This window comes from Paenibacillus sp. FSL R7-269 (assembly GCF_000517865.1).
Classification (GTDB): domain Bacteria; phylum Bacillota; class Bacilli; order Paenibacillales; family Paenibacillaceae; genus Paenibacillus_AQ.
In genome coordinates this window covers 140,011-146,010 of record NZ_ASPS01000006.1, presented here as the reverse complement: position 1 = coordinate 146,010, position 6,000 = coordinate 140,011, and the positions used below count along the sequence as shown (strand labels likewise).

The 6,000-nt window shown below is 48.1% G+C and carries 6 protein-coding genes; all 6 read right to left on the bottom strand.

The genetic code is table 11. From position 1 onward, the window contains the following. Positions 1–83 precede the first annotated feature (83 nt). Complete coding sequence (locus C162_RS02470; protein WP_036690936.1) at positions 84–1,253, bottom strand: PTS transporter subunit EIIC; 1,170 nt, start codon at positions 1,251–1,253, stop codon at positions 84–86. A 211-nt stretch (positions 1,254–1,464) separates the two neighbouring features. Then, positions 1,465–3,015, bottom strand: coding sequence for a glycine betaine uptake BCCT transporter (locus C162_RS02465; protein WP_036690884.1), 1,551 nt, complete (start codon positions 3,013–3,015; stop codon positions 1,465–1,467). A gap of 116 nt (positions 3,016–3,131) precedes the next feature. Further along, positions 3,132–3,320 (bottom strand): hypothetical protein, encoded by a 189-nt coding sequence (locus tag C162_RS02460; RefSeq protein ID WP_036690882.1) that lies wholly within the window; start codon positions 3,318–3,320, stop codon positions 3,132–3,134. Between the two features lie 101 nt (positions 3,321–3,421). Then, a complete protein-coding gene (locus C162_RS02455) occupies positions 3,422–3,724 on the bottom strand; it encodes a MazG-like family protein (RefSeq protein ID WP_200869164.1) in 303 nt (100 codons plus the stop codon). A gap of 32 nt (positions 3,725–3,756) precedes the next feature. Then, complete coding sequence (locus C162_RS02450; protein ID WP_156949518.1) at positions 3,757–4,779, bottom strand: hypothetical protein; 1,023 nt, start codon at positions 4,777–4,779, stop codon at positions 3,757–3,759. A 92-nt stretch (positions 4,780–4,871) separates the two neighbouring features. Next, positions 4,872–5,708, bottom strand: a complete 837-nt coding sequence (locus tag C162_RS02445) for a class I SAM-dependent methyltransferase (RefSeq protein ID WP_036690880.1) — start codon at positions 5,706–5,708, stop codon at positions 4,872–4,874. Between the last annotated feature and the right edge of the window lie 292 nt (positions 5,709–6,000).

Below are 6,000 nucleotides of genomic sequence, written 5' to 3'. Positions count from 1 at the left end.
AAATCCACTCTCCTCTTTGCTTGTCACACGAATCGCTACAATTCAAGAGGAGGGGGTGCTCCGGCTTTGGTTATTTCACGGATTCAGGCGCTAATGACAGCGACAATCATTGGGAGCTTGTATTTTAAGTTAAAGCCATAGATTGCGGGCTCGGTGATCCCTAGAGAAGCTGCTAATGACGCCGTGGTCGCAACCGATTTCATTTCCTTGTTCTTCAGCTTCACCGCTACGGCTAACGCTGCGCCTGATTGAGCGAGGTTGGCCGGTGCTGCAAATGCAAAAATGGTAGTTGACCCTAATGTGGCAATATCATTCAGCCCGATTGGCACCAGAACCTTATGCAAGCCGAACATCACCAGAATGGTCCATCCTCCACCTACAAACAAGCCTGCGATCAGCGGACTTAATTCGTACATGCTGTTATAAAGTGACGAGACGCCATTCCCCACATAGATCCCGAACGGACCGAAGATCAGCAGGGTCAGAGGCACGATCACACTCAAACTAATAGCGGGCACCAGTAAGAGTTTCAATACATCAGGTATAATTCGGGTTAACAAGCGTTCCAGATGGGACAGAACCCACACGGCAAGAATACTCGGGATAACCGTTGAAGCGTAAGTCCCGCTTAATACAGGTATAGACAGAAAGGTAATGGGCTCACCGCTAGCCATAAAGGTGACTAACCCGGGATAGAGCAGCGACAAGCCGACAATGACGGAAACCATCTGGTTGGCCCCAAACTTTTTGGCGGCAGTGATGGCCAGAACGACCGGCAGAAAATAAAAGACACTATCTGAGGCTGCGTTTAAGATCTGGTAGGTTCCTGTTGTTTTTTGCAGCAATTCCAATTGGGTCAGAATTAATAGAATACCTTTGATAATACCTGCGCCTGCTAAGACCCCAATGATTGGCGAGAAGATAGATGATACTACATCAATGGCTTTTTCGAGAAAAGAACCTTTGGAACGTCTGGAGCCTTTGTCTGAGCTTTCCCCTTCCCCCAGCGAGGTCTGTTCCATGATCTCTTTATAGATCTCCCCTACTGTGTTGCCAACGACCACTTGAAATTGCCCGGCAGTTTCAACGACAGTAAGTACTCCGGGAAGCTTGCCTAATTCGGATTTTTGAGCAACCGATTGATCTTTGAGCGTAAACCGCAGCCTTGTTGCACAATGAATCAATGAATCGATGTTGGACTCCCCGCCCACCAGCGCAATGATTTCTTTGGCCATTTCTTTTTTGTTTTTCATTGTGTTCACCCCTGATTTTCCAAGTGTTGATTCTTAAGATAGCCTTTGCTTTGAAACCGCTTCCTCCTCCTTGAAAATGATTCTATTATAAATAATCGATTATGTAAATAAAAATCGTTTATATATTCTGTGAACAGGAATTTTGAGTTGGCATATGAAAAAAGACGATCACAATGGATCGCCTTTAGGCTGCTGCCGCTACTTCTTCATTTTACTCCGCAGAAATTTCACGCGCCTCATGTTCCTCCAGCAGCCGCTTCAGCTTCTGGCGTTGGCGCTTTTCCCGTTGACGGCGCTCCTTATCCTCCTCCTTGAGAGCTTTCAGCAGGGAAAAGCACATGCCGATCAGAACGATGGCAAAAGGTAAAGCTGCCGCAATGGAAGCGGTCTGGAGGCCGCTTAATCCGCCGCTAATCAGTAGAACCACAGCGATGGAGGATTGCAGAATGCCCCAGGTTAACTTCACTCTGGCACTGGGATTGAGCTTCCCGTCTGTGGTCAGCATCCCTAGTACGAAGGTAGCCGAATCGGCTGAAGTAATGAAGAAGATCATAATCAGGATGGTAGCTATAAACGAGACTATGGTGCCTAACGGCAGATGCTCCAGCATGACAAATAGAGCGGTCGTCGTATCGGCTTTTACAGCCTCTGCCAACTGGGTAGCATCGAATAGTTCCAGTTGCAGGCCTGTCCCGCCAAATACCGAAAACCAGATGAAGCCGAACAGACTCGGTATAATCAGCACGCAAATGACAAATTCCTTAATGGTTCTTCCCTTGGATACCCTGGCAATGAACGTTCCGACAAAAGGTGCCCAGGCTATCCACCAGGCCCAGTAGAATAAGGTCCAGGCCCCTACCCAGGTTCCCTTGGAAAAAGGCGTTAATCGCAAGCTCATGTTGACGATATTTTGCAGATAGCTGCCTAATGTGGTGGTAAAGGTCTCGAAGATAAACGAGGTCGGACCTGTAATCCATACGAACAGCATCAGCAGAACAGCGATGACTAGATTGGTGTTGCTGAGGATTTTGATCCCCTTGTCCAGACCGCTGGTAGCAGAGATGAGGAACAGCACGGTCACTACAGCAATAATTGCAATTTGAGCGGCTACAGTGTTCGGAAGGCCGAATAAATAGTGCAGCCCTCCGTTAATCTGCAGAGCCCCGAGACCCAGCGAAGTCGCTACTCCAAAAATCGTGGCAATCACCGCCAGAATATCGATGGCCTTGCCCAGCCAGCCGGAAACTAGCTTCTCCCCCAGTAAAGGGATGAAGGCTGAGCTGATCAAGCCTTTATACCCTTTGCGGAACTGGAAATAAGCAAGCGTCAATCCAATCACAGCATAGATGGCCCATGGGTGCAGCCCCCAGTGGAAAAAAGAATACCGCATGGAGATCCGCGCTGCTTCTGTCGTCCCTCCCGCTACGCCCTCCGGCGGAGATAAATAATGGGACAGCGGTTCAGCCACTCCCCAGTAGACAAGCCCGATCCCCATCCCTGCGCTGAATAACATCGACAGCCAGGAGATTGTGGAATATTCCGGTTCATCGTCATCGTCTCCCAGACGGATGCTGCCAAACCGGCTGAAGGCTAAATAAAAGGTGAAGATCAGGAAAAACAAAGTGGCCAGCAAATAGAACCAGCCGAAATTATGAATGGAGAAAGTGTACGCGGCATTAGCGGTACTGGCCATCTGGTCAGGCGCTACTGCTCCCCATATTGCAAAAATCGCTACGATGGTAATTGAAATGATAAAAACCATAGATGAACCTCCAGAGTTGTGTATGTATACAAAATTAATTAAACAAAAAAAGCCTCAGGAACGCATGAAAGGCTTCCTGAGGGTTCATCCATTGTACTATTCCTTCAGGGTCCTGCTCAGTCCTGTCTGTTCTCCACCGATTTCATCCGGTTCTGGTCATCAGGCAGCAGGTCATGACTGAATTCCTGACCTGCTTCTACTTCCCTGTCTTCGGATACAGCCCGGGCAAAGTTAGTGAACTGTCTCTTCTCCTCATCCTGAGCATGTTTCAGCTTCAAAAGCTCCTTCGGGTCCTGAGTTGTCATCGCGCTAACCTCCTGAGAAATCTAATCATGCGGTTTATCTGCACTATAGAAGTTTTTCCATACTATGGGGGTGTTTATGCACGAAGTTCACCGAAAGGATGTCATTCCTTCACCTTCATAAGCACACCGTCACTATTCTGGTAGACCCTGTTTTCATTTTTGACAATCTTATTCATGATCTCTTCCTCCAGGTTAATCCCCAGAATCTCGGACAGTCCTATCAGGTAGATGGCAACGTCCGCTAACTCTTCGCCCAGGTCGTCTTTCTTTTTACGGTAAGCATCGCAGGCTTCAGATAATTCGCCGTGAGTCAGGCAGAATTCCTGATAAATATCGGTGACATTGAAGCCCTTCTCCAGCTTATTCTGATACACTCGCTTCTGGAGTTGTACTAAATCAATCACAGTGTTCACTCCTATCTTCTGTCTTATAGAACTTATCCTATATGCTTGCGTAAATGTACTAGCGACATGGGCTTGATCCGCTGGGCTTCGGCGATATTCTCATACAACAGGTGGCTCTTGCCTGCCTGGGCAAACGACTCACGTAAGGCGGCGATCCTTCCTTTTTTGAGATCAAGGTACTGGAAGTCCACCTGCTTCAGATGCTCCATTGCGGTCAAAGGCTCTAACTCCTTCGCGGTTACGGCTGCAGAAATCTCTCTTAGCTGTAACATTTCAAGCTGCGTTGCGGTCCATAAAGGGTCAATATTCTCCAGGGATTTCATCTGATCGAGTTCAAGCTGTATGAGCCCCGGCATATTCGAAAAGTCACACAATGCCTCAAGCTTCGGCAAGGATAAGTTCAGGTATGTAAGGTTGCTCATGGACTCCAGGGCATCTACTTCTGTTAAGTTACGGATAGCCGCCAGACTCAGCATGGGGACTGTAGAATCTGCAAGCGCATCCAGTGACCCTTTCAAGATGGAGTCATGAATGAAGAGGCACAACAGCTTCGGCAACCGGCGCACAAATTCCAGCTCATGAATCGTAGTCCGCAAGATTAAGGTATCCAGGCTGGAAGCATCGCCTATCGGCGTTAAGTCTTTAAATTGTCCATGGACCGAGAGATATTGCAGCTGCTTGAAGCCTCCGAGGAAGCTTAGGTCAATCGGCTTTTTGGCCGAAATGGATAAAAACTGCAGCCGCGCTAACTTACCAAGTACACTCGGATCCACGTTATGAAACAGATTCAACTCCAAGGCTGTGATGTGCTGCAGTTCCGCCAGGGTCTGTAGCAATTCCTCCGGATAGCGAACTTTCTTGTCCGCTTGGTTAATCGACAAGACCAGATCCGGGCGTTCGGCAAATACATACTGATCTAAGTCCTGCAGATCCTGAAGCTTGTCCACATCGACGACATACGAAATAAGCGCCCGCTGTCTAAGCTCTTTCACCGCCTGATCCATTTTACCTCTTGTCCAAGGTGCTCCATTCATGGAGTTAGTCCATACTCCCATTCCCGTGATCCCCCGTTCCTTCGGATATAAAAAGTCCCGCCTGTTTGTGGCAGACGGGATTTTGACTAAGTCATACTTATTGAGCGGCTACCTTATAACTTGCGCACCACATAGATGAGATTCATTCCACAATCTAGCGTGCCGGGTAATTTGGTGAACGCAATTTCATGTTTGACAATCAGCTTCCAGAATTCCTGATCACCCCGTGCATTCTCCAAGGCTGCGTCTCCAGCTTGCGTATATAGTCCGGCGGAGCTTCTCTCCAGAATATTAACCGGAAACTGGGCAAATAAAGCATCTAATTCAGAGCTTCTCATCATATGGACGTAATGCTTGCTGGGAACGGGATAATGCTCTTCATCTTGAATCCCTGTGTTCATGATCCACTTGGTAGCCTCAATGCCGAACAGGTCCTTCTCATAACGGATGCCATCCAGATAATACATGGAAGCGCCGATGAAGCTCATCGCCCCCAGAATCAGTATCCCGCCCGGTTTTAATACTCTTAGCAGCTCCCGGATGCCATCCGTCTCTTTGTCCAGCAGATAGTTGATGACGCCGCCGATGCATACCACGGAGTCGAATGAAGCGTCTGCAAACACGCTCATGTCTAGCATATCCAACACATGGTACGCCTTGATTTTGTCCGCCAGGGACAGCTCTTGCATTTTGGACTTGTTGAATTCAATCTGATGGCTCGACAGATCAGCAACGGTCAACTCAGAACACATGGTCACGAGGTCCTTAGTATACCTGCCTGAACCTGCACCAATCTCCAGCACGCTATCTGCACTCTTAGTGTAACGCTGAAGAATATCCAGATGCACCTGATACAAAAGCTCGCCTGGACCATCCTTCGTAAGCCGTGTCCATTCACGGTCACCATAGGTGTCATACCGGGTTCTCGGGATTTCGGGGTTGTAGCTCATGAAAGCCTCTCCTTTTCATATTCAATTGGAACATCGGAGTAATGCCACTAATGTCGCTAATATCGCCTGCACTCATACAACCACCTCCTCCTGGGAATCCGTCTGCACCTATTATACTAGGCCTAGGCTCATTTGACATCCTAAATATTCCAAACTAAAGTTCAAATAAAAAGTTCTCAAACAAAAGTTCCTCCGAATGGGATTGCCGTGACTCCAGAGAAGTTTTGGGCTTCCGGCCGCTGCCCATCCCCAGATTTCTTGATTTAAACCGCTGTTCGCGGTAGAAATCCGG

Bases quoted from the DNA above. Each gene is read 5' to 3' on its own strand.
- C162_RS02450 (WP_156949518.1), bottom strand. From the start codon at position 4,779: ATGGGAGTATGGACTAACTCCATGAATGGAGCACCTTGGACAAGAGGT.
- C162_RS02470 (WP_036690936.1), bottom strand. From the start codon at position 1,253: ATGAAAAACAAAAAAGAAATGGCCAAAGAAATCATTGCGCTGGTGGGC.
- C162_RS02460 (WP_036690882.1), bottom strand. From the start codon at position 3,320: ATGACAACTCAGGACCCGAAGGAGCTTTTGAAGCTGAAACATGCTCAG.
- C162_RS02445 (WP_036690880.1), bottom strand. From the start codon at position 5,708: ATGAGCTACAACCCCGAAATCCCGAGAACCCGGTATGACACCTATGGT.
- C162_RS02465 (WP_036690884.1), bottom strand. From the start codon at position 3,015: ATGGTTTTTATCATTTCAATTACCATCGTAGCGATTTTTGCAATATGG.